This is a genomic window from Streptomyces sp. NPDC045287 (genome assembly GCF_056432325.1).
This window is the reverse complement of the sequence record NZ_JBWKJG010000004.1, coordinates 31,536-55,841: the sequence shown is the minus strand read 5'-3', so window position 1 is coordinate 55,841 and position 24,306 is coordinate 31,536. Positions and strand designations below refer to the sequence as shown.

The 24,306-nt window shown below is 72.7% G+C and carries 18 protein-coding genes; 16 read left to right on the top strand and 2 right to left on the bottom strand.

Features of this window, described 5'->3' with window-relative positions:
- The first annotated feature begins 5 nt into the window (after positions 1-5).
- From AC07D6_RS08545 to AC07D6_RS08495, 11 genes are all read left to right on the top strand, one after another.
- Positions 6-545, top strand: a complete 540-nt coding sequence (locus tag AC07D6_RS08545) for an LOG family protein (protein ID WP_315875517.1) — start codon at positions 6-8, stop codon at positions 543-545.
- Between the two features lie 95 nt (positions 546-640).
- The gene (locus AC07D6_RS08540; RefSeq protein WP_479043020.1) at positions 641-1,330 is read left to right on the top strand and encodes an SDR family oxidoreductase; all 690 of its coding nucleotides are present in this window, start codon (positions 641-643) and stop codon (positions 1,328-1,330) included.
- Between the two features lie 23 nt (positions 1,331-1,353).
- On the top strand, positions 1,354-2,367 hold the full coding sequence (locus AC07D6_RS08535) for a methionine synthase (protein WP_315875515.1): 1,014 nt from the start codon (positions 1,354-1,356) through the stop codon (positions 2,365-2,367).
- A gap of 13 nt (positions 2,368-2,380) precedes the next feature.
- The gene (gene ligA / locus AC07D6_RS08530) at positions 2,381-4,573 is read left to right on the top strand and encodes an NAD-dependent DNA ligase LigA (protein ID WP_315875514.1); all 2,193 of its coding nucleotides are present in this window, start codon (positions 2,381-2,383) and stop codon (positions 4,571-4,573) included.
- A 308-nt stretch (positions 4,574-4,881) separates the two neighbouring features.
- Positions 4,882-6,978 (top strand): putative bifunctional diguanylate cyclase/phosphodiesterase, encoded by a 2,097-nt coding sequence (locus tag AC07D6_RS08525; RefSeq protein ID WP_391652571.1) that lies wholly within the window; start codon positions 4,882-4,884, stop codon positions 6,976-6,978.
- 86 nt (positions 6,979-7,064) lie between these two features.
- On the top strand, positions 7,065-7,361 hold the full coding sequence (gene gatC / locus AC07D6_RS08520; RefSeq protein WP_189538068.1) for an Asp-tRNA(Asn)/Glu-tRNA(Gln) amidotransferase subunit GatC: 297 nt from the start codon (positions 7,065-7,067) through the stop codon (positions 7,359-7,361).
- Positions 7,362-7,366: 5 nt separating this feature from the next.
- Positions 7,367-8,866, top strand: a complete 1,500-nt coding sequence (gene gatA, locus AC07D6_RS08515; protein WP_391652569.1) for an Asp-tRNA(Asn)/Glu-tRNA(Gln) amidotransferase subunit GatA — start codon at positions 7,367-7,369, stop codon at positions 8,864-8,866.
- A 136-nt stretch (positions 8,867-9,002) separates the two neighbouring features.
- A complete protein-coding gene (locus AC07D6_RS08510) occupies positions 9,003-9,194 on the top strand; it encodes a hypothetical protein (RefSeq protein ID WP_315875869.1) in 192 nt (63 codons plus the stop codon).
- A gap of 17 nt (positions 9,195-9,211) precedes the next feature.
- Positions 9,212-10,726, top strand: coding sequence for an Asp-tRNA(Asn)/Glu-tRNA(Gln) amidotransferase subunit GatB (gene gatB, locus AC07D6_RS08505; RefSeq protein ID WP_315875512.1), 1,515 nt, complete (start codon positions 9,212-9,214; stop codon positions 10,724-10,726).
- A 197-nt stretch (positions 10,727-10,923) separates the two neighbouring features.
- Positions 10,924-13,209, top strand: coding sequence for an MMPL family transporter (locus tag AC07D6_RS08500; protein ID WP_479043017.1), 2,286 nt, complete (start codon positions 10,924-10,926; stop codon positions 13,207-13,209).
- A 32-nt stretch (positions 13,210-13,241) separates the two neighbouring features.
- Complete coding sequence (locus AC07D6_RS08495; RefSeq protein ID WP_315875510.1) at positions 13,242-13,814, top strand: GNAT family N-acetyltransferase; 573 nt, start codon at positions 13,242-13,244, stop codon at positions 13,812-13,814.
- Positions 13,815-13,863: 49 nt separating this feature from the next.
- On the opposite strand, the gene AC07D6_RS08490 is transcribed toward AC07D6_RS08495, so the two are convergent.
- Positions 13,864-15,012, bottom strand: coding sequence for a PQQ-dependent sugar dehydrogenase (locus AC07D6_RS08490; protein ID WP_479043285.1), 1,149 nt, complete (start codon positions 15,010-15,012; stop codon positions 13,864-13,866).
- A 107-nt stretch (positions 15,013-15,119) separates the two neighbouring features.
- Positions 15,120-16,130, bottom strand: a complete 1,011-nt coding sequence (locus tag AC07D6_RS08485; RefSeq protein WP_315875509.1) for an aldo/keto reductase — start codon at positions 16,128-16,130, stop codon at positions 15,120-15,122.
- A 74-nt stretch (positions 16,131-16,204) separates the two neighbouring features.
- Here AC07D6_RS08485 and AC07D6_RS08480 point away from each other — a divergent pair, with 74 nt between their 5' ends.
- The 5 genes from AC07D6_RS08480 to ilvC all read left to right on the top strand — a co-directional run bounded on the left by AC07D6_RS08480 (position 16,205) and on the right by ilvC (position 24,221).
- Positions 16,205-17,167, top strand: a complete 963-nt coding sequence (locus tag AC07D6_RS08480) for a 2-hydroxyacid dehydrogenase (RefSeq protein WP_479043015.1) — start codon at positions 16,205-16,207, stop codon at positions 17,165-17,167.
- 433 nt (positions 17,168-17,600) lie between these two features.
- Positions 17,601-20,492 carry a putative bifunctional diguanylate cyclase/phosphodiesterase gene (locus AC07D6_RS08475; protein ID WP_479043013.1) on the top strand — a complete coding sequence of 964 codons (2,892 nt, stop codon included), beginning with the start codon at positions 17,601-17,603 and terminating at the stop codon, positions 20,490-20,492.
- 242 nt (positions 20,493-20,734) lie between these two features.
- The gene (locus tag AC07D6_RS08470; RefSeq protein ID WP_479043012.1) at positions 20,735-22,588 is read left to right on the top strand and encodes an acetolactate synthase large subunit; all 1,854 of its coding nucleotides are present in this window, start codon (positions 20,735-20,737) and stop codon (positions 22,586-22,588) included.
- 22 nt (positions 22,589-22,610) lie between these two features.
- Positions 22,611-23,135 carry an acetolactate synthase small subunit gene (gene ilvN / locus AC07D6_RS08465; protein WP_071263920.1) on the top strand — a complete coding sequence of 175 codons (525 nt, stop codon included), beginning with the start codon at positions 22,611-22,613 and terminating at the stop codon, positions 23,133-23,135.
- A gap of 84 nt (positions 23,136-23,219) precedes the next feature.
- On the top strand, positions 23,220-24,221 hold the full coding sequence (gene ilvC / locus AC07D6_RS08460; RefSeq protein ID WP_315875505.1) for a ketol-acid reductoisomerase: 1,002 nt from the start codon (positions 23,220-23,222) through the stop codon (positions 24,219-24,221).
- Positions 24,222-24,306: the final 85 nt, after the last annotated feature.

Below are 24,306 nucleotides of genomic sequence, written 5' to 3'. Positions count from 1 at the left end.
GACCCATGAACATCTGCGTCTTCCTCTCCGCCGCCGACCTCGACGACCGCTACACCGGCCCCGCGCGCGAGTTCGCCGAACTCCTCGCCAAGGGCGGCCACACGCTCGTCTGGGGCGGCTCGGACACCGGTCTGATGAAGGTCGTCGCCGACGCCGCCCAGCAGGCGGGCGGGCGGCTCGTCGGCGTGTCGGTGGAGTTCCTCGCGCACAAGGCGCGGCCCGGCTGCGACGAGATGATCACCACCGGGGACCTCGCGGAGCGGAAGGCGGAGATGCTCGCCCGGTCCGACGCGATCGTCATCATGGTCGGCGGCACCGGCACCCTGGACGAGGCCACCGAGATCCTGGAGCTGAAGAAGCACGGCCTGCACACCAAGCCGGTCGTCCTGCTCAACACGGCGGGCTTCTACGACGGACTGAAGCAGCAGTTCCGCCGCATGGAGGAGGAGGGCTTCCTGCCGCTGCCCCTCACGGAGCTCGTCTTCTTCGCCGAGGACGGCGTCTCCGCCCTCGCCTACCTGGAAGAGGCCGCCGGGATCCAGTAGTCGTCCACCGGGAAGAAGCCGCCGGGGTCCGGTGGTCGTCCACCGGGAAGAGGCCGCCGGGGTCCGGTGGGCCGTCCAATGCGAGCATGGCTCCCATGACCACACACCTGATCACCGGCGCCGGCTCCGGCATCGGCGCGGCCGTCGCCCGCCGCCTCCACGCGCGCGGGGACGACCTGGTCCTGCTGGCCCGGGACGCCGGCCGGGCGAAGGAGCTGGCCGACCTGTACCCGGGCGCCCGCACGCTCGTCGGGGACCTCGCCGCCCCGGACCGGCTGTCCTGGGCGTTCTCCCACCAGGAGCTGCCCGACCGGCTCGACACGCTGCTGCACGTCGCGGGCGTCGTCGACCTCGGCCCGGTCGGCGAGCTGACCACCAAGGCGTGGCGCACCCAACTCGACGTGAACCTGGTCGCGCCCGCCGAGCTGACCCGGCTGCTCCTGCCGCAACTGCGGGTCTCCCGGGGGCACGTCGTGTTCGTCAACTCCGGCGCGGGGCTCCACGCCAACGCCGAGTGGTCCGCGTACGCCGCGTCCAAGCACGGCCTCAAGGCGCTCGCCGACGCCCTGCGGGCGGAGGAGCGCCCCCACGGCGTCCGCGTCACCTCCGTCTACCCGGGCCGCACGGCCAGCCCCATGCAGGCCAAGGTCCACCGGCAGGAGGGCAAGGAGTACGACACGTCCCGCCTCATGGACGCCGAGTCGGTCGCGACGACCGTCCTCACCGCCGTCGACCTGCCGCGCGACGCGGAGATCCAGGACCTGACCGTCCGGCCGGGAGCCTGACCCCGTCCGCGTACCCTTCCCGGGTGAGCGAGAACAACCACAGCGACGACATCAACTGGGGTCCGGCCACGGGGGTCGGATCGATGCCGGGCGGCGACGCGCGCGAGGCCGCCAGGACCGTGACCGGATCCTTCGAGGACTTCGTCCACCTGCCCGAACTGCCCGCCCGCGGGCCCGGCGCCGACATGATCGGCCGGACGCTGGGGCTCCTGGTCGAGGTCTACGCGCACGTGGAGCCCAGCGGGTGGCGGGTCAGCGACCGGCCCGGCCGCGACACCCGCCGCGCCCACGCGTGGCTGGGGGAGGACCTCGACGCGCTGGAGGAGTTCACCCAGGGGTACGCGGGCCTCCTGAAGGTCCAGGCGGTCGGGCCGTGGACGCTGGCCGCCGCGCTGGAGCTGCGGGGCGGCGAGGCGGCCCTCGGCGACGGCGGGGCCTGCCGGGACCTCGCCGCCTCGCTCGCCGAGGGGCTCCGCGGCCACCTCGCGGAGGTGCGCCGCCGGGTCCCCGGCGCCCGGGTCGTGCTCCAGCTCGACGAGCCGTCCCTCACCGCCGTCCTGCGCGGCCGGGTCAGGACCGCCAGCGGCTACCGCACCTACCGGGCCGTCGACCGCCAGGTCGTCGAGGGCGCCCTGCGCGACGTGATCGCCGTCCACGACGGCCCCGCCGTCGTGCACTCCTGCGCCCCCGACGTGCCGTTCGCGCTGCTGCGCCGGGCCGGCGCGGCAGCCATCTCGTTCGATTTCAGTCTTCTCACGGAGCGTGACGAGGAGGCGATCGGCGAGGCCGTCGAAGGCGGCACGAAGCTGTTGGCCGGTGTGGTGCCCTCCACCGACCGCGCGTTGTCAGACCCTGCCGGTAGCGTCATGGGGGTCAGGACGCTGTGGCGCAGGCTGGGGCTGAATCCGGGGACCCTCGCGGAGTCCTTGGTGATCACTCCGGCGTGCGGGCTCGCGGGCGCCTCGCCCGACTACGCCCGCCGCGCGCTGGCGCACTGTGTCAAGGCGGCGAAGTCCCTCGCGGACAACCCTGAGTAACGGAAGGATCGACGTGGCTGTCGAACAGCACGACCAGCGCGACGTGGTGCCGGCGGAGGTGCGGGAGGAGCACGCCCGGCTGGCCGAACAGGTCGAGGAGCACCGCTTCCGGTACTACGTGAAGGACCAGCCGGTCATCAGCGACGCCGAGTTCGACCGGCTGCTGCGGTCCCTGGAGGAGTTGGAGGAGCGGTACGCGGAGCTGCGCACGCCCGAGTCGCCCACCCAGAAGGTCGCGGGGACGTACGAGACGGAGTTCACGGCCGTCCGGCACCGCGAGCGCATGCTCTCCCTGGACAACGTCTTCGACGACGAGGGGTTGGCCGCCTGGGCCGAGCGCGTCGGGCGCGACGTCGGCTCGGCGGAACACCACTTCCTGTGCGAGCTGAAGGTCGACGGCCTCGCCGTGAACCTGACGTACGAGAAGGGCCGGCTGACGCGCGCGGCGACCCGCGGTGACGGCCGCACGGGCGAGGACATCACGCCGAACGTGCGCACGATCTCCGACGTTCCCGAGCGGCTGGAGGGCGACCGCGTCCCGGAGCTGGTGGAGATCCGCGGCGAGGTCTACTTCCCGATGGAGAAGTTCGAGGAGCTGAACGCCCGTCTGGTCGCCGCCGGTGACAAGCCGTTCGCCAACCCGCGCAACGCGGCGGCCGGTTCGCTCCGCCAGAAGGACCCGCGGGTCACGGCCACGCGCCCGCTGCACATGGTGGTGCACGGCATCGGCGCGCACGAGGGCCTGACCCTCGACCGCCTGTCCGAGGCGTACGGGCTGCTCCGCGAGTGGGGCCTGCCCACGGCCCGGCACAACCGGGTGGTGGACGGCATCGACGGCGTCCGGGAGTTCATCGCGCACTACGGCGAGAACCGCCACTCGGTGGAGCACGAGATCGACGGCGTCGTCGTCAAACTGGACGAGATCCGCCTCCAGGGCCGCCTCGGCTCCACCTCCCGCGCCCCGAGGTGGGCGATCGCGTACAAGTACGCGCCCGAGGAGGTCAACACGAAGCTGGTCGACATCCGCGTCGGCGTGGGGCGCACGGGCCGCGTCACGCCGTACGCGCAGGTGGAGCCGGTCACGGTCGCGGGCTCCGAGGTCGAGTTCGCCACGCTGCACAACCAGGACGTGGTGAGGGCCAAGGGCGTCCTGATCGGCGACACGGTCGTGCTGCGCAAGGCCGGCGACGTCATCCCGGAGATCCTGGGCCCGGTCGTCGACCTGCGGGACGGCAGCGAGCGGGAGTTCGTCATGCCGACCGCGTGCCCCGAGTGCGGGACGCCGCTGAAGCCGATGAAGGAGGGCGACGTCGACCTGCGCTGCCCGAACGGCCGGACCTGCCCCGCCCAGCTGCGGGAACGGCTGTTCTACCTGGGCGGGCGCCGCTGCTTCGACATCGAGAACTTCGGCTACGTGGCCGCCGCCGCGCTCACGCGCCCGCTGGAGCCGGCCGAACCGCCGCTGGTCGACGAGGGCGACCTCTTCGACCTGACGATCGAACAGCTCCTCCCCATCAAGGCGTACGTCCTGGACCAGGACAGCGGACTGCCCAAGCGCGACCCGAAGACGGGCGAGGAGAAGGTCGTCACGGTCTTCGCCAACCAGCAGGGCGAGCCCAGGAAGAACGCGCTCGCGATGCTCGCGAACATCGAGGAGGCCAAGCGGCGCCCGCTCGCCCGGGTCATCACGGCCCTGTCGATCCGCCACGTCGGCCCCGTCGCGGCCGAGGCGCTGGCCCGCGAGTTCCGCTCCATCGACCGCATCGAGCAGGCCACCGAGGAGGAGCTGGCCGCCGTCGAGGGCGTCGGGCCGACCATCGCCGCCTCCCTGAAGCAGTGGTTCGCGGAGGACTGGCACCGCGAGATCCTGCGGAAGTGGCGTGCCGCCGGCGTCCGGATGGAGGAGGAGAGCACCGGCGAGGACGAGGGCCCGCGCCCGCTGGAGGGGCTCACCGTCGTCGTCACCGGCACGCTGCGCGACCACACGAGGGACGGCGCGAAGGAAGCGCTCCAGAGCGCCGGGGCGAAGGTGACCGGCGCCGTCTCCAAGAAGACGTCGTTCGTGGTGGTCGGGGAGAACCCCGGCTCCAAGTACGACAAGGCGATGCAGCTGAAGGTCCCCGTGCTGGACGAGGACGGCTTCGCCGTCCTGCTCCAACAGGGCCCCGACGCCGCCCGCGAGGCCGCCGTCCCGCTCGAACAGTAATCACCTCCTCGTTCGAGCGGCAGGAGGCGACCGAGCAGAACAGGCCGGAAAACGTCACCCGTTCAGCGCATATCAGACGGATAAGGGTGGCCGGGTGGCAATCGGGCAAGAGCTGTAGAGCGCTGCCCGTGAACGCCCTCCGCGGCCTACTGTTGTGACGTGCGCCTGTCGTGCACGGCCGCGTTGGGGAAGACCAGTCGTCGTGGCACGACAGCAAGCCATCACGAGGCAGAGGCAACGGCACCGCCGGCTGTGAGAGGGACGGAATGAAACCGACCGAGAGTGCCGATCCGGTCACACGACCGCGTATGCGAGCGGGCCGCGCGGCGGTCCGGGAGGGCGTCCTCGCCCGGCTGCCCGCCGTCGTCGCGGCCCTCGCGGGCCTCGCGCTCGCCACCGGCTTCTACCGCGCCGTGAGCCAGGGCCACGCCCTCTTCCCCGGCGGGACGACCGGCTGGTCCCTCGCCGTCCTCACCGGCATCGTCGTCGGGCACCTCGTCGCCCTCGGCCGCGACCGCTGGTGGGGCGGCACGGGCTCCGGCGCCGCCCTCACCCTCGCCGTGCTGCTCCTGTTCGGCTGGGTGCCCGCCGGACTGGTCAGCCTCGCCGTCGTCGTCCTCGTCGGCGCCGCCCGCCGGCACCGCTGGCGGCAGGGCCTGCTGCACGGCGCCGCCGACGTGCTCGGCATCGGCGGCGCCGCGCTCGTCCTCGCCGCCTTCGGCGACGTGCCCTCCGTCGAACGGCCGTGGCAGCCGCTCGAATGGGGGATCGCCGCCGTACCGGAAGTCGCCCTCGCCGCCGGGACGTACCTGGTGGTGACCCGCCTCGTCCTGTGGTACACGCTCTCCCCGCAGGGCGGCACCCTGCCCACGGCCGCCCGCACGGCGCTGCTCCGGCAGGGCCTCGTCGCCGTCGCCCTGCTCGGCATCGCCCCGCTCATCTGCGCCGTCGCCGCCTCCCTGCCGGTCCTGCTGCCGCTGTTCGCCGTGCCTTTAATCGCCCTCGACTCCACGCTCTGGATCGCCCGGGCCCGTGCCGAGGAGCAGCTCCGCGACCCGCTCACCGGCCTCCCCAACCGGCAGTGGCTGCTCGAACGCACCTGGGCGGCCCTGGAGGCCGCCGAGGCCGAAGGCCAGCGCGCCGCGCTCGTCCTGATCGACCTCGACCGCTTCCGGTCCGTCAACGACACGCTCGGCCACCTCGCCGGCGACCGGCTCCTCCTGCAGATCGCGGAGCGCCTGCGCCTCGCCCTGCCGCGCGGCGCCGAGGCCGCCCGGCTCGGCGGCGACGAGTTCGTCGTGCTCCTGCCGACCGCCGACTCCACGACCAGCGCCCAGCGCGTCGCCCGCCACCTCGCCGCCGACCTGTCGTCCCCGCTCGACCTCGACGGGCTCACGCTCGTCCTGGAGGCCAGCGCCGGCGTCGCCGTCTTCCCCGACCACGCCCTCGACGCCGAGGGGCTCCTCCAGCGCGCCGACGTGGCCATGTACCAGGCGAAGCGGGACCGTACGGGCGTCGAGGTGTACGAGTCCAAGCGGGACTCCAACACGCCGGACCGGCTCGGCCTCCTCGGCGACCTGCGCCGTGCCCTCGACGCGGGCGAGGTGGAGCTGCACTACCAGCCCAAGGTCCGCTTCGACGGCCACGTCGCCGGCCTGGAGGCACTGGTCCGCTGGGTCCACCCGGAACGCGGCAGCGTTCCCCCGGACGAGTTCATCGCGATCGCCGAGTCGTCCGGCCTGATGCCGCACCTCACCGAGTACGTGTTGGAGACGGCGCTCGCCCAGGTCGCGCGGTGGCGCGCCCAGGGACTGGAGGTGCCCGTCGCGGTGAACGTCTCCCCGCGCGACGTGCACAGCCCCGGCTTCGCCGGCGCCGTCGCCGCCCGCCTCGCCCGCCACGGCGTCCCCGCGGGCGCCCTGCAACTGGAGATAACGGAGCACGTCCTCCTGGAGGACCCGCAGCGTGCCGCCGACACCCTCGCCGGCCTCACCGGCCACGGCGTGAAGATGTCCCTGGACGACTTCGGCACGGGCTACTCGTCCCTGGTCCACCTGCGCCGCCTCCCGGTCAGCGAACTGAAGATCGACCGCTCGTTCGTCGCCCGCCTCGCCGTCGACACGGAGGACGCCGAGATCGTCCGCTGCACCGTGGACCTGGCCCACTCCCTGGGCCTCCTCGTCGTCGCCGAGGGCGTGGAGGACGACGAGACCTGGGAGCGCCTGCGGGACCTGGGCTGCGACGCCGTCCAGGGCTGGCTGGTCGCCGCCGCGATGCCGCCGCACGAGACGACGGCCTGGCTCCGCGCCCGCGGCGTGCACGGCTGGCACCGCCCCACCACGGCGCTCCCGCCCTCCCCGTCCGACCACTCCTCCGACCGCCCGTCGAGCCACCCGGTCACCTAGGGAGGGGGCAAACCGTTTCACGGGCACCGCGGCGTGCCCCATAGGATTGGGCCAAAACCCACTCACTCACCCCTGAGGATCGCTGCATGCCTGGCATCACGCGCGAGGAGGTCGCCCACCTCGCCCGGCTGGCGCGTCTGGAGCTGAAGGACGAAGAGGTCGACCACTTCGCCACCCAGCTCGACGACATCATCGGCGCGGTCGCCCGCGTCTCCGAGGTCGCCGACCAAGACGTCCCGCCGACCTCCCACCCGCTGCCGCTGACCAACGTCATGCGCGCGGACGAGGTCCGTCCGTCGCTCACCCCCGAGCAGGCGCTCTCCGGGGCCCCGGCCCAGGAGCAGCAGCGTTTCAAGGTGCCGCAGATCCTCGGGGAGGACTGACCGACATGACGGACAGCACCATCATCAAGCTCACCGCCGCCGAGATCGCGGCGAAGATCGCCTCCGGCGAGCTCACCGCCGTCGAGGTCACCGAGGCGCACCTCGCGCGCATCGGCGCGGTCGACGAGAAGGTCCACGCCTTCCTCCACGTCGACCGCGAGGGCGCCCTCGCGCAGGCCCGCGCCGTCGACGAGAAGCGCGAGCGCGGCGAGGAACTCGGCCCGCTCGCGGGCGTCCCGCTCGCCCTGAAGGACATCTTCACCACGCGGGACATGCCGACCACCGTCGGCTCCCGGATGCTGGAGGGCTGGCTTCCGCCGTACGACGCGACGCTCGTCTCGAAGCTGCGCGCCGCCGACGTCGTCATCCTCGGCAAGACCAACATGGACGAGTTCGCCATGGGCTCCTCCACCGAGAACAGCGCCTACGGCCCGACCGGCAACCCCTGGGACCTCACCCGGATCCCCGGCGGCTCCGGCGGCGGCTCGTCGGCCGCCCTCGCCTCGTACGAGGCCCCGCTCGCCATCGGTACGGACACGGGCGGCTCGATCCGCCAGCCCGCCGCCGTCACCGGCACGGTCGGCGTCAAGCCGACGTACGGCGCGGTGTCCCGGTACGGCATGGTCGCGTTCTCGTCCTCCCTCGACCAGGGCGGCCCCTGCGCGCGCACGGTCCTCGACGCGGCCCTCCTCCACGAGGTGATCGCCGGCCACGACCCGATGGACTCCACGTCCATCGACGCGCCCGTCCCGCCGGTCGTCGAGGCCGCCCGCAGCGGCAGCGTCCGGGGCATGCGCGTCGGCGTCGTCAAGCAGTTCCGCGGCGAGGGCTACCAGCCCGGCGTCCTCCAGCGGTTCGACGAGTCCGTCGAGCTGCTGAAGGAGCTCGGCGCCGAGATCGTCGAGCTGGACTGCCCCTCCTTCGACCTGGCGCTCTCCGCGTACTACCTGATCGCGCCCTCCGAGTGCTCGTCCAACCTCGCCCGCTTCGACGGCCTGCGCTACGGCCTGCGGACCGGCGACGACGGCACGCGCTCGGCGGAGGAGGTCACGTCCCTCACCCGCGAGGCCGGCTTCGGCGACGAGGTCAAGCGCCGCATCGTGCTCGGCACGTACGCGCTCAGCTCCGGCTACTACGACGCGTACTACGGCTCCGCGCAGAAGGTCCGCACGCTCATCACGCGCGACTTCGAGAGGGCCTTCGAGCAGGTCGACGTGATCGTCTCCCCGACGACGCCGACCACCGCCTTCCCGATCGGCGAGCGCGCCGACGACCCGATGGCCATGTACCTGGCCGACCTGTGCACCATCCCGACCAACCTCGCGGGCAACGCCGCCATGTCGCTGCCCTGCGGCCTGGCGCCGGAGGACGGCCTGCCGGTCGGTCTGCAGATCATCGCCCCGGCCATGAAGGACGACCGCCTGTACAAGGTGGGCGCCGCGGTCGAGGCCGCCTTCGTGGCACGCTGGGGCCACCCGCTGCTGGAGGAGGCTCCGTCGCTGTGAGCGACGCACACGCGGCCGCCGGGCCGCAGACGACGACGGAAGCCGCACCTCTGCGCCGCGTGGGCGGAGAAGCGAACGGAGAAGCACAGTGAGCGCACTGACCAAGGCCAAGGGCTTCAAGAAGTCGAAGGCCGGCATGTACCTGTCGATCAGCACCACCGCGTTCGGCGCGCTGAGCGTGGTCAAGCAGGCCCGCAAGGCCCGCACCGAGAGCGACACGCTTCTGCTGCTGGACGCCGTCGTGTCCGCCGCCGCCATCGCGACCGGCCTCGCCATCCTGGTGCGCGAGCTGAAGCGCATCGGTGACGACGACGTCCTGTTCGGCTGAGAGGGAATGTTTCCACTGTGACCGTCACGACTGACCTGGTGTCGTACGAGGACGCCCTCGCCACCTTCGAGCCCGTCATGGGCCTGGAGGTGCACGTCGAACTCGGCACCAAGACCAAGATGTTCTGCGGCTGCTCCACCGAGTTGGGCGCGGAACCGAACACCCAGACCTGCCCGGTCTGCCTCGGCCTGCCCGGCGCGCTGCCCGTGGTCAACGCGACCGGCGTCGAGTCCGCCATCAAGATCGGCCTCGCGCTGAACTGCGAGATCGCCGAGTGGTGCCGCTTCGCCCGGAAGAACTACTTCTATCCGGACATGCCGAAGAACTTCCAGACCTCCCAGTACGACGAGCCGATCGCCTACAACGGCTACCTGGACGTCCAACTGGAGGACGGCGAGGTCTTCCGCGTCGAGATCGAGCGCGCCCACATGGAGGAGGACACCGGCAAGTCGACGCACGTCGGCGGCGCCACCGGCCGCATCCACGGCGCGTCCCACTCGCTGCTCGACTACAACCGCGCCGGCATCCCGCTGATCGAGATCGTCACCAAGCCGATCGTCGGGGCCGGCGACCGCGCCCCCGAGGTCGCCAAGGCGTACGTCGCCGAGCTGCGCGCCCTGATCCGCGCCCTGGGCGTCTCCGAGGCGCGCATGGAGATGGGCCAGATGCGCTGCGACGTGAACCTGTCGCTGCGCCCCATCGGCACGGAGAAGTTCGGCACCCGAAGCGAGACCAAGAACGTCAACTCGCTCCGGTCCGTCGAGCGGGCCGTCCGCTACGAGGTCCAGCGGCACGCCGCGGTCCTCATCGGCGGCGGCACGATCGTGCAGGAGACCCGCCACTTCCACGAGGACGACGGCTCCACGACGTCCGGCCGGGTGAAGGAGGAGGCGGAGGACTACCGCTACTTCCCGGAGCCCGACCTCGTCCCGGTCGCCCCGTCCCGCGCGTGGGTGGAGGAGATCCGCGCCGGGCTGCCCGAGCTGCCGCGCGTGCGCCGCAACCGGCTGCGCGAGGAGTGGGGCGTCTCCGCGCTGGACATGCAGGCCATCCTCAACGCCGGCGCGCTCGACCTGATCGTCGCCACGATCGACGCGGGCGCCCCGGCCGACCAGGCCCGCAAGTGGTGGATGGGCGAGCTGTCCCGGCACGCCAACGAGACCGGTACGTCCCTGGACGAGCTGGCGATCACCCCGGCGCAGGTCGCCCGGGTGGCGGAGCTCGTCTCCTGCGGCGACCTCAACGACAAGCTGGCCCGCCAGGTCATCGAGGGCGTCCTCGGCGGCGAGGGCGACCCGGACACCGTCGTCGAGAAGCGCGGCCTGAAGGTCGTCTCCGACGAGGGCGCCCTGGGCGCGGCCGTCGACGAGGCCATCGCCTCGAACGCCGCGATCGCCGACAAGATCCGCGGCGGCAAGGTCGCCGCGGCCGGCGCGCTGGTCGGCGCGGTCATGAAGGCCACGCGCGGCCAGGCCGACGCGGCCCGGGTACGGGAGCTGATCCTGGAGAAGCTGGGCGTCGCCGAGGGCTGAGCCGGCGCCGGTACGCGTACGAGGGCGGTGCACCGCGGGTCGGTGCACCGCCCTTCGTGCTGCGTGCGCTGTGAGCAACCCCACGAAACGGGCAAACGATCTTTTTTCGATGCCAGAGTGGCTCCCCTACGGTCATGCGTTCTCCCGGGGAGGGTCCCGGCGCCAGGACCAGAACCCCCGATCAGGGAGCGAAGCCCTTGGCAGCCATCGCCCGGTGGTGCGTGCGCCACCGACTCGTCGCCGTCCTGCTCTGGCTCGCCGCGCTCTGCGGCGTCACGGTGGCCGCCGGGGTCGCCGGTTCCGCGTACTCCGACGACTACGAGGTCCCGGGCACCGAGTCCGGCCGCGCCACGGCCCTGCTCCAGGAGGCGTTCCCCGGCCGGAGCGGCGACAGCGGCACCGTCGTCTGGCACACCGAGCACGGCGACGTACGCGGCGGGACCGTCGAGCACCGGATCGCCGCCATGCTCGACGAGGTCGCCGATCTGCCCGGAGTCGCCGCCGTCACCACGCCGTACGGCCCCGCGGAACTCCCCGAGGCCACGGCGGGCGAGGCCCGGGCCGCACAGGCCGCCGCCCGGGAGGCCGGCGCGGTCGAGGCGGGCGAGGGGCAGATCAGCGAGGACGGCCGCACCGCCTACGCCACCGTCACCTTCGACCGGCCCGCCGACGACATCCCCGAGGAGCAGGCCCGCGCCCTCGTCGACACCGCCCGCGCCGCCGCCGGCGACGGCCTGCGGGTCGAGGTCGGCGGCACCGTCGCCGCCCTCACCCAGGGGGGCGGCTCCCACACCGCGGAGATCGTCGGCGTCGCCGTCGCGGCGGTCGTCCTCTTCCTCGCCTTCGGCTCCCTCGCCGCCAGCCTCCTGCCCATCGCCACGGCCCTGGTCAGCGTGGGCACCGCCTACTTCGGCATCACCCTGCTCGGCCACCTCATGACCGTGGCCGACTTCGCCCCGATGCTCGGCACGCTCATCGGCCTCGGCGTCGGCATCGACTACGCGCTGTTCATCGTCACGCGCCACCGCAAGGGCCTCAAGCGCGGCCTCGGCGTCCCCGAGGCCGCCCAGAACGCCGTCGCCACCACCGGCCGGGCCGTCGTCTTCGCCGGCGCCACCGTCTGCATCGCCCTGCTCGGCATGCTCATACTGCGGCTGGGCTTCCTCAACGGCGTCGCCATAGCGGCCTCCCTCACCGTCGTCCTCACGGTCGCCGCGTCCGTCACGCTGCTGCCCGCCCTGCTCTCCCTCATCGGCATGCGGGCCCTGTCCCGCCGCGAGCGCCGCCGCCTCGCCGAGCACGGCCCCGAGCCCCAGACGCCCACCGGGTTCGCCGCCCGCTGGTCCGCGCTGGTCGAGCGCCACCCGAAGAAGCTGGGCGCCGTCGCCGTCGTCGTCGTGACCGTCCTCGCCCTGCCGACGTTCTCCCTGCGCCTGGGCACCTCCGACCAGGGCAACGACCCCGCCGCGGCCACCACCCGGCAGGCGTACGACCTGCTCGCCGACGGCTTCGGGCCCGGCGTCAACGGGCCGCTCACCCTCGTCGCGCGGCTCGACGGCGCCGGCGACCGCCTCGCCGCGAACCAGTTGCCCGCCCAACTCCGCGCCACGGCCGGCGTCGAGTCGGTCGGCCCCGTCACGTACAGCGGCAGCGGCAACACCGCCGTCGTCACCGTCGTGCCGGACTCCGCGCCCCAGTCGCAGCGGACCAGCGACCTGGTGGACCGGCTGCGCGCCGAGGTGCTGCCCGCCGCCGAGGCCGGCTCCTCGCTCGACGTGCACGTCGGCGGTGTCACGGCGTCGTACGACGACTTCGCGCGGGTGATCGTCGGCAAGCTGCCGCTGTTCGTCGGCATCGTGATCGCGCTGGGCTGCCTGCTCCTCCTGCTCGCGTTCCGGTCCGTCGGCATCCCGCTGAAGGCCGCCGCGATGAACGTCGCCGCCGTCGCCTCGGCGCTCGGGGTCGTCGTGGCGGTCTTCCAGTGGGGATGGGGCAGCGAACTCCTCGGCCTCGGCCGCGCCGGGCCCGTCGAACCGTTCCTGCCGGTGATAGCCGTCTCCGTGCTCTTCGGCCTCTCCATGGACTACCAGGTGTTCCTGGTGAGCCGGATGTACGAGGAGTGGCTGGAGACCGGGGACAACCGGCGGGCCGTCCGCGTCGGTCTCGCCGAGACCAGCCGCGTGATCAACTCCGCCGCCGTGATCATGATCGCCGTCTTCCTGGCGTTCGTCCTCTCCGGCGACCGCGTCATCGCGATGTTCGGCATCGGCCTCGCCGCCGCCGTCGCCCTCGACGCGTTCGTCCTGCGGACCCTGCTCGTCCCGGCCCTGATGCACCTGCTCGGCGGCGCCAACTGGTGGCTGCCCCGCTCCCTCGACCGCTGGCTGCCCCGGATCAGCATCGAGGCCCCGGAGTGCGGCGCGCCCGCGCGTGCGAAGATCCCGGGGAAGCGCACGAGCGGCGAAGGGGAGCTCGTGCCGTAGTCCCGCCGGACCGGTGGGGGAGGGGGAGCACCGTGAGCGTATTCAGCCTGTCCCTGGGGGACGGGGCCGAACTGGGCCCGCTGGAGCCCTGGCAGGCCGAGGAGTACCTGGCCCACATCGACCGGGGCCGCGCGTACATCGGACGGTACATCGCGCTCGCCGACGTCGCCCCGGACCTGCCGTCCGCCCGGGCCTTCCTCCAGTCGTACGCCGACAAGACCGCCGCCGACACGGGCCGCATCTTCGGCATCCGCCAGGACGGCACCCTCGTCGGCGGCGTCCTGTTCCGCACCATGGACGTCGCCGCCGGCACCTGCGAGGCGGGCTGCTGGCTGGAGCCGGCCGCCGTGGGGCGCGGCCTGGTGACCCGCGCCGCCCGCGCCATCATCGACTGGGCGGTCGACGTGCGCGGCATCCACCGCGTCGAGTGGCTGGTCGCCGCCGGCAACACCGCCAGCGTCAACGTCGCCAAGCGGCTCGGCATGACCAGGGACGGCGTCCTGCGCGAGAGCCACCTCTACCGGGGAGCGCGCCAGGACATCGAGGTGTGGTCCGTCCTCGCCCCCGAGTGGCACGCCCTGCGCGCGGGCGAGGGCGGCGCGTAGGACGCGCCCCGCCCCGCCGCGGGAGGCGGGGCGGGGCTCCGGGGCGCCCTCACTCCACCTCCAGCAGGAGGATCCGGTCGTCGCCGGACTCCGGGGTGCCGCGCGTGTCGGTCTCGCTGGTGACCAGCCACAGCCGGTTCCCGCCGGCCGCCGCCACCGTGCGCAGCCGGCCGTGGTCGCCCTCCAGGAACGCCTGGGGCGCCGCCGAGGGCTTCCCGCCCGCCAGCGGGACCCGCCACAGCCGCTCGCCGCGCAGTCCCGCCATCCACACCGAGCCCCGCGCGACGGCGATGCCGCTCGGTGACGCGTCGGCCACCGGCCACTGGGCGACCGGATCGGTGAAGCCGCCCCCGCCGCCCTTGCCCTCGGCCTCCGGCCAGCCGTAGTTGCCGCCCGGCCTGATCAGGTTCAGCTCGTCCCAGGTGTTCTGCCCGAACTCGGCCGCCCACAGCCGCTTGTCCGCGTCCCACGCGAGGCCCTGCACGTTGCGGTGCCCGTACGAGTACACGACCGAGTCCGCCTCCGGGTTCCCGTGCACGGGCTGCCCGTCCGGGGTCATCCGCAGGATCTTGCCGCCCAGCGACTCCCTGTCCTGCGCCAGCCCCGTGTCGCCCGTCTCGCCGGTGCCCGCGTACAGCATCCCGTCGGGGCCGAACGCGATCCGGCCGCCGTTGTGGACGACGCCCTTCGGGATGTTCCGCAGGACCGTGTCGGGCGCGCCCAACTGCTGCCCGGGCGGCCGGCTCTCGTCGTACAGCATGCGGGCGATGCGGTTGTCGGACTCGGTGGTGAAGTACGCGTAGACCAGGTGGTCCTCGGCGAACTTCGGGGACAGCGCCAGGCCGAGCAGACCGCCCTCCCCGCCGGGCGCCACGCCCGGCACCTCGCCGAGCACCGTCAGTTCGCCGCTCTCGGCGTCCACGCGCGTGACGGTCCCCTCGTCGCGGGAGGAGACCAGCAGGTCGCCGCCGGGGAGCGCGGCCAGCCCCCACGGCGACTTCAGCCCCCGGGCGACCGTGGACACGACGCGCACGGAGCCCTTGGCGGGGGGCGCGGAGGGGGAGGGCGATGCGGACGGCGGGGCGGACGCGGCGGAGCGGGTCGGCGTGCCGGCCGCGGGGCCCGCCGGGCCGCCGCCCCCGTCCGCCGCGCACCCGGTCGCCAGCAGCAGAGCGGCAGCGGCCGACACGGCCGTCACAGCAGGACGTCGCACGGTTCTTCGTTCCTTCCCCGCGGCGGAGTGGAGCCCGTCCCGCCCAGCCTAGGCGCTCCCGGCGCACCGCTCCGGTCCGCGGGCCGGGCACCTCAGTCCCAGGAGCCCCGCGCCGGCGGGAGCGCCGCGATCTCCGCCAGGTCCCGCGCGGTCAGCGCCAGTCCGGCCGCCCGCGCGTTCTCCACCGCCCAGCGCTCCCGCTTCGTGCCCGGCACGGGGACGACGTGCCGGCCCTGCGCCAGCGTCCACGCCAGCGCCACCTGAGCCGGAGTCACCCCGGCCGCCGCGCCGCCGTGCCGCTCGGCCACCCGGCGCAGCCCGGCGACCAGCGGCTGGTTCGCGGCCATCATCTCCGCGGTGAACCGCGGGTGCCGGGCCCGCGGGTCGTCCGGCTCGAACCCGCCGCCCGGCGTCAGCGTCCCGGTCAGGAAACCGCTGCCCAGCGGCATCGCCGCGAGGAACCCCACGCCGCGCGCCGCGCACCAGGGCAGCAGCCGCGCCAGCGCCTCCGGCGACCACACGGACAGCTCCGCCTGCACGGTGCTCACCGGGAACACCTGCTGGACGCGCTCCAACTGGCGAACCGTTCCGTCGTACCGCCCGTACGGGCCCCCGCGCCGCGCGCCGCCCACCCCCACGGCGCACCATCCCAGCGCGCGCACCTTCCCGGCGGCCACCAGCTCCGCCATGGCGCCCCAGGTCTCCTCGACCGGCACCTCCGGATCGGCCCGGTGCAGCTGGTACAGGTCGATCACGTCCGTCTGGAGCCGCCGCAGCGACGCGTCGCACGCCCGGCGCACGTACGCGGGCCGCCCGTTGGCCACGATGTGCCCGTCGCCCACCAGCAGCCCGCACTTGGTCGCGACGAACGCGTCCGCGCGCCGCTCCTTCAGCACCCGGCCCAGCAGCAGCTCGTTGGTGAACGGCCCGTACATGTCGGCGGTGTCGAGCAGGCTCACCCCCGCGTCGAGCGCGGCGTGCACGGCGCGCAGCGAGCGGTCGCCGCGCTGCTGGGAGGTGCTGTACGCCCAACTCATCGGCATGCAGCCGAGGCCGACCGCCCCCACCTCGAACCCGGTCGCCCCGAGTGTCCTGCGCTCCAACTCCCCGTACCTCCCTGTGCGGCCCACCAAAACTAACCAATGGCGGGCCGTTCCCTTCGCTTAGCCTCCAGGGCATGACTGCTGACGTGACCACCGATGTGTGGCTGCCCCTCCCCGCCGACGACGTCGAGGGCCTTCCGGACCCGTCCGCGACCGGGTTCACCTACCGCTTCTGGGACGGCGGCGCCGACCTCCCGGCCGACCCGGCCGACTGCGCCTTCTACGTCGTCCCGTACATGAAGAGCACGGAGGTCGCGGTGCGCCCGCTCGCCGCGATGACCTCGCTGCGGGTCGTCCAGACCCTGTCCGCCGGCGTGGACCACGTGACGCCGGGCCTCTCCGCCATGCCGCCCGGCGTGGCGCTGTGCAACGCCAGGGGCGTTCACGAGGCGAGTACGGCGGAGCTCGCCCTGGCGCTGGTGCTGGCGTCGCTGCGCGGCATCCCCGGGTTCGTCCGCCGCCAGGACCGGGAGGAGTGGCGGGGCGGTTTCTTCCCGGCGCTCGCCGACAAGTCCGTGTTGATCGTCGGGTACGGCTCCATCGGCGCGGCCATCGAGGACCGGCTCGCACCCTTCGAGTGCGCGCGGGTCATGCGCGTCGCGCGCTCCGCCCGCACCACAGCGCGCGGTCCCGTGCACTCACTCACCGATCTGCGCACCCTCCTCCCCGAAGCCGACGTGGTGATCCTCTCGACCCCGCTCACCGAGGACACCCGCCACCTCGCCGACGCCGCCTTCCTGTCCCGCATGAAGGACGGCGCGCTGCTCGTCAACGTCGCCCGGGGCCCCGTCGTGGACACCGAGGCCCTCCTCGCGGAGGTCGAGAGCGGCCGCGTCACCGCCGCGCTCGACGTCACCGACCCCGAGCCGCTGCCGGCCGGGCACCCCCTCTGGCATGCGCCGGGCGTGCTGATCAGCCCCCATGTGGGTGGTTCCACCTCGGCGTTCATGCCGCGCGCCAAGCGGCTGATCGTCGATCAGCTCACCCGGTTCGCGACCGGGGAGCCGCTGCGCAACGTCGTCCTGACCACCGGCTAGATCACGCCGTCCGGCACGTTCCGCGCGCCTTTGCCCGCGTCCCGTACCGGCGGCATGTTCCTTCCGCCCGTTCCGGGGGAACGTACCGATGCGCTTTGTCTGCAACCGGTACGTCCGGACCTATACGATCCGGATCGTTTCGAGTGCAGTGCGTGCGTATAACCGACTTGATCGTTACGGAGCGTATAGGAGCCCTGTCGCTGTGTGACGATCCTGGTGTATCGTCACGACTTGGGGGCACGTCGAGCATGAGAACCGGCACCGGGGAAGACGTGATGCCGACGTGATTGCCGATCACAATCCGAGGGGGGCGACGGGCGATGCGCGGTCGATACAGCGACGATCCGAAGCGGCGGGGCGGCCGGACCTTCCGGGCCGGACCCCTCCGGACCGAAACTTTCCGGACGGAGATCCTCCGGATGGGGGCGTTCCGATGAGCGCCCCCGGCCTCGTCACCGACCGCCGGCCGGTGACCGAAGAAGAGGCGCCCGGCGGCCCTCCCGGCGGCGGAGCGGGTGGCGGCGCGGGTGGCGCGAGAGGACAACTGCTCCTCGCCCTCCTCTGCGGCGGCTACGCGACGGGCGCGCTGTTCGGCTGGGGGTCCGAGGAACTGGCCCTGATCATGGGTGATTTCGGCCTGAGCGCCGCCGCCCTGGCCGCCGCGGTCTCGTGCTTCCGCTACGCCCGCGCCCACGGCAGCCCCTTCCGTCCGGCCTGGCTGCTGTTCGCGTTCTCCTCCGCCATGGCCGCCTGCGGCAACGCCGTCTGGGGGTGGTATGAGGTGGTGCTGGACCAACCGGTGCCCGACTCGTCGCTCGCCGACCTCTTCTTCCTGCTGTTCGCGCCGCCCGCGATCGTCGGGCTGCTCGTCCTCGCCAAACGCCCCGTCACCCGCGCCGGCTGGGTCTGCCTCGCGCTGGACTCCTGGCTGATCGCCGGCTCGCTGCTCACGCTCTCCTGGAGCCTCGCCCTCGCGCACACGGCGCGCGTCGACGGCGAGAGCGTCGCCCGCGCGGCCCTCGCCCTGGCCTACCCGCTGCTCGACATCGTTCTCGTGAGCATGCTCCTCGCCCTGCACTTCCGCCGCTCCAAGGGGAACCGCTCGGCGGTCCACACCGCCGTCGCCGCCCTGGCCCTCACGGTGCTGTGCGACGCCCTGTTCACGTCCCCGCTGCTGCGGGACGCGTACCGCTCGGGGCAGCTCCTCGACGCCGGCTGGTTCGCGGGCTCCCTGCTCCTCGCGTACGCCCCCTGGGGCGCGCGCAGGGGAGCCGAGCCGCCCTCCCCGGAGCGCGAGCAGCGCCCGCAGCGGCATCCCGGCCGCCCCATCGCCGGCTCGCTCGCCGCGCTCACGCCGTACCTCGCGGCCGGGGTCTGCACCCTCAGCATCCTGTACTTCTTCGTCGAAGGCCGCCGCGTGGACCGCTTCGTCGTCTTCACCGGCTGCGCGGTCGTGCTCGCCCTGGTCGTCCGGCAGGGCATCATGCTGCTCGACAACATCGCCCTCACCCAGGAGCTGGCCGAGAAGGAGAACCACTTCCGGTCCCTGGTCCAGAGCTCCAGCGACGTCATCATGATCGCCGCCCCCAGCGGCGTCCTCCGCTACGTCAGCCCCGCCGCGTCCGGCGTGTACGGACGGGACGCCGACGAGCTCGTGGGCACGGAGCTGGCCGCGCTCATCCACCCCGACGACCTCGGCGGCGTCGTCCACGAGGTGCGCAGGTTCCTCGCCGCACCGCCGTCCGAGGAGCCCACCACGCGCATCGAGTGCCGCTTCCGGTCCGGCGCGGGCGAGTGGCTCAACGTCGAGTCCACCGTCAACCGCCACGAGGGCGGCCTGATCTTCAACAGCCGCGACGTCACCGAGCGCGTCCGCCTCCAGGCCCAGCTCCAGCACAGCGCCGAACACGACCCGCTCACCGACCTGCCCAACCGCGCGCTGTTCACCCGGCGCGTCCGGCAGGCCCTCAGCGGCCGCCGCTCCGGCGACTCGGGCACGGCCGTGCTCTTCATCGACCTCGACGGCTTCAAGGGCGTCAACGACCGCCTCGGCCACCAGGCCGGCGACGAGCTGCTGATCCAGGCCGCCCGCCGCCTCCAGGAGTCCGTACGGGCAGGGGACACGGCCGCCCGGCTCGGCGGCGACGAGTTCGCCGCGCTCATCGCCGGGGACGCCGGCCACGACCCCGCCGCCCGTGAGTTCCAGGTCCACGAGATCGCCGACCGGCTCCGCCTCACGCTCTCCCAGCCGTACCAGGTCGAGGGCGCCGAGGTCCGCGTCGCCGCGTCCATCGGCGTCGCCTTCGCCGAGCCCGGCATCACCGCCGGCGACCTCCTGCGCAACGCCGACCTGGCCATGTACCGCGCCAAGGCCGGCGGCAAGAACCGCGTCGAGCTGTACGCGCCCCAGATGCAGGCCGAGGCCGTCCGCCGCACGGAGCTGACCGCCCGGCTGCGCACCGCGCTGCACGACGGCGAGTTCGCCCTCCTCCACCAGCCCGTCGTGGAGCTGGCCACGGGCCGGGTCGCCGCCGTCGCCGCGCAGGCCCGCTGGCGCTCCGCCCAGGGCATCCTGTTCACCCCCGCGGAGTTCCTCCGCGTCACGGACGACGCCGGGGAGCGCACCGCCGAGCTCAGCCACTGGATGCTGGAGGAGGCCATCGGGCAGGCCGCCGAACGCCGCCGCCAGGGCCACCGCGCCCCCGTCTCCGTCCGCGTGCCCGCCCGCCGCCTCCTCGACCGGTCCGTACCGCTCGGCACGATCGAGGCGCTGCTCACCCGGCACGGCCTGCCCGCCGGCGCCCTCGTCGTCGAGCTGGCCGACAGCGACCCGCGCCTCCCCTTCGACGAACTGGAGCAGCGCCTCGTCGCCCTCCGGCGGCTCGGCGTCCGCATCGCCCTCGACGGCTTCGGCAGCGGGTACGCCGCGATCAACGCCCTCCGCAGGCTCCCCGTCGACATCCTGAAACTGGACCGGGGCCTCGTGGAGGGCGTGGTCGAGTCCGCCAGGCTCCACAAGATCACCGGCGGGCTGCTCAGGATCGCCGGCGACCTCGGCCTCCAGTCCGTCGCCGAGGGCGTCGACGTACCGGAGCAGGTCCTCGCCCTGCGGGCCATGGGCTGCACGCACGCGCAGGGGGCGGCCTTCTCCGGGCCGCTCGACGAACACCGGCTCCGCCGGGCCCTGGTGCGCGACACCTTCCCGGTGCCCGGCGCGGTCTCCCTGCCCGCCCTCACCGGCGGCGCGGTCTCCGTCCAGGCGCTCCCGGCCCGCCCGCTTCCCTCGATGTGCTCACATAATGAGACTCGCGTCCCACCCACTTGACACTGACGGTGCGCCGGGTAGAGGGTCATTGCCATGCGCACCCGAATTCTCGTACTTGGAAAGCGCGTCGGCTGAGCAGGTCCACCACGGCCCTGCGGACTTCCACCGGCGCGCTCCCCTCGCTTGCCTCACGGCACGAGGGGTTTTTTGTTGCACCGGCGCCTCGCGACACACCCTGACAGACACCGACAGACCCGCCGAGAACTCTCGTCACCACCCTCAGCTTCGAGAAGAGATTGCCGATGACCGAGCAGGCCACCGGGGCCCACCACCCGCAGCCACGGCCCCGTTCCGGCGGACAGCCCTCCGCCACCGTTGAGCACGTCACGGGCGCCCAGTCCCTCATCCGCTCTCTCGAGGAAGTCGGGGCCGACACGGTGTTCGGCATCCCCGGCGGCGCGATCCTGCCCGCCTACGACCCGATGATGGACTCCACCAAGGTCCGCCACATCCTGGTCCGCCACGAGCAGGGAGCCGGCCACGCCGCGACCGGTTACGCCCAGGCCACCGGCAAGGTCGGCGTCTGCATGGCCACCTCCGGCCCCGGCGCCACCAACCTGGTCACCCCGATCGCCGACGCCCACATGGACTCCGTCCCGCTCGTCGCGATCACCGGCCAGGTCTCCTCCAAGGCGATCGGCACCGACGCCTTCCAGGAGGCCGACATCTGCGGCATCACCATGCCGATCACCAAGCACAACTTCCTGGTCACCAAGGCCGAGGACATCCCGAGGACCATCGCCGAGGCCTTCCACATCGCCTCCACCGGCCGCCCCGGCCCCGTCCTCGTCGACATCGCCAAGGACGCCCTCCAGGCGAAGACCACGTTCAGTTGGCCCCCGCAGACGGACCTGCCCGGCTACCGCCCGGTCACCAAGCCGCACGCCAAGCAGATCCGCGAGGCCGCCAAGCTGATCACCTCCGCCAAGCGCCCCGTCCTGTACGTCGGCGGCGGCGTCCTGAAGGCCGGCGCCACCGCCGAGCTGAAGGTCCTCGCCGAGCTGACCGGCGCCCCCGTCACCACCACGCTGATGGCCCTCGGCGCCTTCCCCGACACGCACCCGCAGCACGTCGGCATGCCCGGCATGCACGGCTCCGTCACCGCCGTCACCGCCCTGCAGAAGGCCGACCTGATCGTCGCGCTGGGCGCCCGCTTCGACGACCGCGTCACCGGGAAGCTGGACAGCTTCGCCCCGTACGCCAAGGTCGTCCACGCCGACATCGACCCGGCCGAGATCGGCAAGAACCGCACCGCCGACGTGCCGATCGTCGGCGACGCCCGCGAGGTCATCGCCGACCTCGTCCAGGCCGTCCAGGCCGAGCACACCGCCGGCCACACCGGGGACTACAGCGCCTGGTGGAAGGACCTCAACCGCTGGCGCGAGACCTACCCCCTCGGCTACGACCAGCCGGAGGACGGCAGCCTCGCCCCCCAGCAGGTCATCCAGCGCATCGGGCAGTTGGCCCCCGAGGGCACGATCTTCGCGGCGGGCGTCGGCCAGCACCAGATGTGGGCCGCCCACTTCATCGACTACGACGAGCCGGCCACCTGGCTCAACTCCGGCGGCGCCGGGACCATGGGCTACGCCGTCCCGGCCGCGATGGGCGCCAAGGCCGGCGCCCCGCACCGCACCGTCTGGGCCATCGACGGCGACGGCTGCTTCCAGATGACCAACCAGGAACTGGTCACCTGCGCGCTGAACAACATCCCGATCAAGGTCGCCATCATCAACAACGGCGCCCTCGGCATGGTCCGCCAGTGGCAGACGCTGTTCTACAACCAGCGCTACTCCAACACCGTCCTGCACTCCGGCCCGGAGGCGTCGGGCAAGGAGCCCAGCGCCGGCACCCGCATCCCGGACTTCGTGAAGCTGTCCGAGGCGATGGGCTGCGTCGCGATGCGCTGCGAGCGCCCCGAGGACCTGGACAAGGTCATCGCCGAGGCCAACGCCATCGACGACCGCCCCGTCGTCATCGACTTCATCGTCCACGAGGACGCCCAGGTGTGGCCCATGGTCGCCGCCGGCACCTCCAACGACGAGGTCATGGCCGCCCGCGGCGTCCGCCCCGACTTCGGCGACAGCGAAGACGACTGAGAGAGAGCTGAGTCAAGAAACCATGTCCAAGCACACGCTCTCCGTCCTGGTGGAGAACACCCCCGGCATCCTGGCCCGGATCGCCGCCCTGTTCTCCCGCCGCGGCTTCAACATCGACTCGCTCGCCGTCGGCGTCACCGAGCACCCCGACATCTCCCGCATCACCATCGTGGTCAATGTCGAGGACCTGCCGCTGGAGCAGGTGACCAAGCAGCTCAACAAGCTGGTCAACGTCCTGAAGATCGTCGAACTCGAGCCCGGCGCCGCGATCCAGCGCGAGCTCGTCCTGGTGAAGGTCCGCGCCGACAACGAGACCCGCTCCCAGATCGTCGAGATCGTCCAGCTGTTCCGCGCCAAGACCGTCGACGTCTCGCCCGAGGCGGTGACCATCGAGGCCACCGGATCGAGTGACAAGCTCGAAGCGATGCTGAAGATGCTGGAGCAGTTCGGCATCAAGGAGCTCGTCCAGTCCGGCACGATCGCCATAGGGCGTGGTGCCCGGTCCATCACGGACCGGTCGCTGCGCGCCCTCGACCGCTCGGCGTAGTCCGCGTAGCGAGACCCCCCAACGTCCTCATCCCTCCCCACCGTACGGTGGGACGCACCACCAGAACACCCAAGGAGAAACCCAGTGGCCGAGCTGTTCTACGACGACGACGCCGACCTGTCCATCATCCAGGGCCGCAAGGTCGCGGTGATCGGTTACGGCAGTCAGGGCCACGCCCACGCGCTGTCCCTCCGCGACTCCGGTGTCGACGTCCGCGTCGGTCTGCACGAGGGCTCCAAGTCCAAGGCCAAGGCCGAGGAGCAGGGCCTGCGCGTCGTCACCCCGGCGGAGGCCGCGGCCGAGGCCGACGTGATCATGATCCTCATCCCGGACCCGATCCAGGCCCAGGTCTACGAGGACTCCATCAAGGGCAACCTGAAGGACGGCGACGCGCTGTTCTTCGCCCACGGCTTCAACGTCCGCTTCGGCTTCATCAAGCCCCCGGCCGGCGTGGACGTCGCCCTGGTCGCCCCGAAGGGCCCGGGCCACCTGGTCCGCCGCCAGTACGAGGAGGGCCGCGGCGTCCCGGCGATCGCCGCCGTCGAGCAGGATGCCACCGGCAACGCCTTCGCCCTCGCCCTCTCGTACGCCAAGGCCATCGGCGGCACGCGTGCGGGCGTCATCAAGACGACCTTCACCGAGGAGACCGAGACCGACCTGTTCGGCGAGCAGGCCGTGCTCTGCGGCGGCACCTCCGCGCTGGTCAAGGCGGGCTTCGAGACCCTGGTCGAGGCCGGCTACCAGCCGGAGATCGCCTACTTCGAGTGCCTCCACGAGCTGAAGCTGATCGTCGACCTCATGTACGAGGGCGGCCTGGAGAAGATGCGCTGGTCGGTCTCCGAGACCGCCGAGTGGGGCGACTACGTCACGGGCCCGCGCATCATCACCGACGCCACCAAGGCCGAGATGAAGAAGGTCCTCGCCGAGATCCAGGACGGCACGTTCGCCAAGAACTGGATGGACGAGTACCACGGCGGCCTGAAGAAGTACCAGGAGTACAAGACGCAGGACGCCGAGCACCTGCTGGAGACCACCGGCAAGGAGCTGCGCAAGCTCATGAGCTGGGTGGACAACGACGAGGCCTGAGCCTCTCGGCGGCGGGGCCGGGCGAAGCGCCCGGCCCCGCCGTCTTTCCCCGCCTTCCCCGCCCCGTCCGCGTGGGGCTTGTCCA

What these genes read in the sequence shown, in the direction of transcription:
- gatA (WP_391652569.1), top strand. Translation starts at nt 7,367, where the DNA reads ATGACGGACAGCACCATCATCAAGCTCACCGCCGCCGAGATCGCGGCG.
- AC07D6_RS08470 (WP_479043012.1), top strand. Translation starts at nt 20,735, where the DNA reads ATGACCGAGCAGGCCACCGGGGCCCACCACCCGCAGCCACGGCCCCGT.
- gatC (WP_189538068.1), top strand. Translation starts at nt 7,065, where the DNA reads ATGCCTGGCATCACGCGCGAGGAGGTCGCCCACCTCGCCCGGCTGGCG.
- ilvN (WP_071263920.1), top strand. Translation starts at nt 22,611, where the DNA reads ATGTCCAAGCACACGCTCTCCGTCCTGGTGGAGAACACCCCCGGCATC.
- AC07D6_RS08525 (WP_391652571.1), top strand. Translation starts at nt 4,882, where the DNA reads ATGCGAGCGGGCCGCGCGGCGGTCCGGGAGGGCGTCCTCGCCCGGCTG.
- AC07D6_RS08545 (WP_315875517.1), top strand. Translation starts at nt 6, where the DNA reads ATGAACATCTGCGTCTTCCTCTCCGCCGCCGACCTCGACGACCGCTAC.
- AC07D6_RS08475 (WP_479043013.1), top strand. Translation starts at nt 17,601, where the DNA reads ATGAGCGCCCCCGGCCTCGTCACCGACCGCCGGCCGGTGACCGAAGAA.
- AC07D6_RS08480 (WP_479043015.1), top strand. Translation starts at nt 16,205, where the DNA reads ATGACTGCTGACGTGACCACCGATGTGTGGCTGCCCCTCCCCGCCGAC.
- AC07D6_RS08540 (WP_479043020.1), top strand. Translation starts at nt 641, where the DNA reads ATGACCACACACCTGATCACCGGCGCCGGCTCCGGCATCGGCGCGGCC.
- AC07D6_RS08510 (WP_315875869.1), top strand. Translation starts at nt 9,003, where the DNA reads ATGTACCTGTCGATCAGCACCACCGCGTTCGGCGCGCTGAGCGTGGTC.